The organism is Nocardiopsis lucentensis DSM 44048, assembly GCF_000341125.1.
Taxonomy (GTDB): Bacteria; Actinomycetota; Actinomycetes; order Streptosporangiales; family Streptosporangiaceae; genus Nocardiopsis; species Nocardiopsis lucentensis.
Genome location: NZ_ANBC01000083.1, coordinates 1 through 2,445, shown reverse-complemented (window position 1 = coordinate 2,445; position 2,445 = coordinate 1). Strand labels below are relative to the sequence as shown.

The window sequence follows — 2,445 nt, the reverse complement described above, 5'->3', positions numbered from 1 at the left end:
CCCCGCCGCTACCGGCGGGTCCTGGACCAGCAGTGGGGCGTGATCGACCGTGAGTCCCTCCTGGCCGCGGTCGAGGAGCTCCAGGCGGAACTGCACTCGGGCCCGTCCCTCGACCTGGTGGTCGACCTGCGCGCGGGCGTGGCGAAGTCGCGGCTGCCCCGGGAGCAGGGCGGTCACTCCACGGGGGCGACCGTGCGGCTGTCCCCGGAGCAGATCGAACGGCTGCGTTCGGTGGCCGACGCTCCGGAGGCCGACGAGACGGTGATCATCGGTGCCTTCCAGTGGTGGAAGTCGGTGCATGTGATCCGTCTGGTGTGCGGTGGGGCGACGTTGGACTGGCTGAGCCCGGTGGAGACGCAGACGCTGTTGCGTCGGGTGGCCTCCGACCTGCAGCGTCGTTATTCGTCGTGGCACCAGTTGTCGGTGGCCTTCCACGCCGGGTACCTGTTGTGGCCGGAGCGCGGTGTGGAGGGTGAGCACGGGGGTGCCGACCGGGTGTGGACGGCGTTGGGGCTGTTGACGGAGGATCCGGCCAGTCCGTGGAACCTGTTGCCGTGGGACATGCCGTTGGAGCGGGTGATCTCCGAGGGCGGGGTGTCCAGCGGTCAGGAGCAGCACTAGCTCCGGATACGCGTCGGCCGCACCGGTCCTGGCCCGGATGGTCGGCGCGGCTCATTCGCCTTCCTCCGGGCCGGACCTGATGCGGCCCGTCTGCGGGCGCCTTGTGGGCGCTCCGGTGCGGCTGGGTGTTACTGGGTGTTCAGTGCGACGGCGTCGCCGAGTTTGTGGACGCGCAGGGAGTTGGTGGATCCCACGGTCCCGGGCGGGCTGCCCGCGACGATGACGACCTTGTCGCCCTTGGTGTACTCGCCGAGCTGGAGGAGTTCGGCCTCCACCTGGCGGACCATGTCGTCGGTGTTGTCGACCCACGGCACGAGGTTGGTCTCCGTGCCCCAGACGAGGGACAGCAGGCCCTGGGTGCTGGCCTCGGTGCTGAACGCCATCAGGGGGATGGGCGACCGGTAGCGGGCGAGGCGGCGCGCGGTCTCGCCGGACATGGTGAAGGCGACGAGTGCCTTGGCGCCGACGGTGGCTCCGATCTCGGCGGCGGCGCGGGCGATGGCTCCTCCGGTGGTCTCGGGCACCCGGGTGAGGATGTGCGAGGCGCGGAGGGATTCCTGTTCGGCGGCGCTGACGATGCGTGCCATGGTCTCGACGGTCTCGATCGGGTACTTTCCGACGCTGGTCTCGCCGGAGAGCATGACGGCGTCGGCGCCGTCGAGGACGGCGTTGGCGACGTCGGAGGCCTCGGCGCGGGTGGGCCGGGGGGCTCCGATCATGGATTCGAGCATCTGGGTGGCGACGATGACCGGTTTGGCCTTGTCGCGGCAGCGTTCGATGGCGCGTTTTTGCACCATGGGAACGTTTTCCAGGGGCAGTTCGACGCCGAGGTCGCCGCGGGCGACCATGACGCCGTCGAAGACCTCGATGATGTCGTGGAGGCGTTCGACGGCCTGAGGCTTTTCGATCTTGGCGATGAGGGGGACGGTGATGCCCTCGTCGTCCATGATCCGGTGGCATTCCTCGGCGTCGGCCGGGCTGCGGACGAAGGAGAGCGCGACCATGTCGACGCCGTGCTGGAGGGCCCAGCGCAGGTCGGCCTCGTCCTTGTCGGTGAGTGCGGGGACGCTGACGGCGACGCCGGGGAGGTTCAGTCCCTTGTGGTTGGAGACGGCTCCGCCGTAGACGACCCGGGTGTGGACGTCGGTGCTGGTGGTCTTGGTGCATTCCAGCACGACGCGGCCATCGTCGATGAGGACGCGGTCGCCGGGGCGGACGTCGCCGGGGAGTCCCTTGTAGGTGGTGGAGACTCGGGTGGCGTCGCCGGGGATGTCGTCGGTGGTGATGGTGAACTCGTCGCCGGGGGCGAGTTCGTGGGGCCCGTCGGCGAAGGTGCCGAGGCGGATCTTGGGGCCCTGGAGGTCGGCGAGGACGCCGACCGATCGTTGTGCGGCCTCAGCGGCGGCTCGCACGTTGGCGAGGTTGGCGCTGTGGTCGTCGTGGGTTCCGTGGCTGAGGTTGAGTCGCGCTACGTCCAGTCCGGCGTCGACGAGCTTGCGGAGTGTCTCCGGGCTCGAGGTGGCGGGACCGAGGGTCGCGACGATTTTTGCTCGACGTGTCACGTCTCCAACTCTAGAGCGTCTGGGGGATGGAGTGGTCTAAACCAGGTTGCGAATGGACGTATGTCTGGCTGCGGTGGGGCGAACGGTGGCGGGGGTGGTGGGGCGTGGATCCGCCTGGTGGGGCGGGGTCCGTTGGGGTTCGGTCGGTGTCTGCGGGGTTCGTGTGGGGGTGGGTGCGTGGTGTTCGCCTACGAAGAGGTCGTGGCGGCTTTGGAGTCGGAGACGGCGGCTCTCCAGGGGGTTCTGGAGGGGTTGTCGGAGG

Annotated in this window: 2 protein-coding genes; one reads left to right on the top strand and one right to left on the bottom strand. The window is 69.3% G+C overall.

From position 1 onward, the window contains the following. A partial coding sequence (locus D471_RS0102610) for a DUF1266 domain-containing protein (protein ID WP_017597186.1) occupies positions 1-621 on the top strand: 621 nt, incomplete at its 5' end. Between the two features lie 128 nt (positions 622-749). On the opposite strand, the gene pyk is transcribed toward D471_RS0102610, so the two are convergent. Then, on the bottom strand, positions 750-2,183 hold the full coding sequence (gene pyk, locus D471_RS0102605) for a pyruvate kinase (RefSeq protein ID WP_017597185.1): 1,434 nt from the start codon (positions 2,181-2,183) through the stop codon (positions 750-752). Between the last annotated feature and the right edge of the window lie 262 nt (positions 2,184-2,445).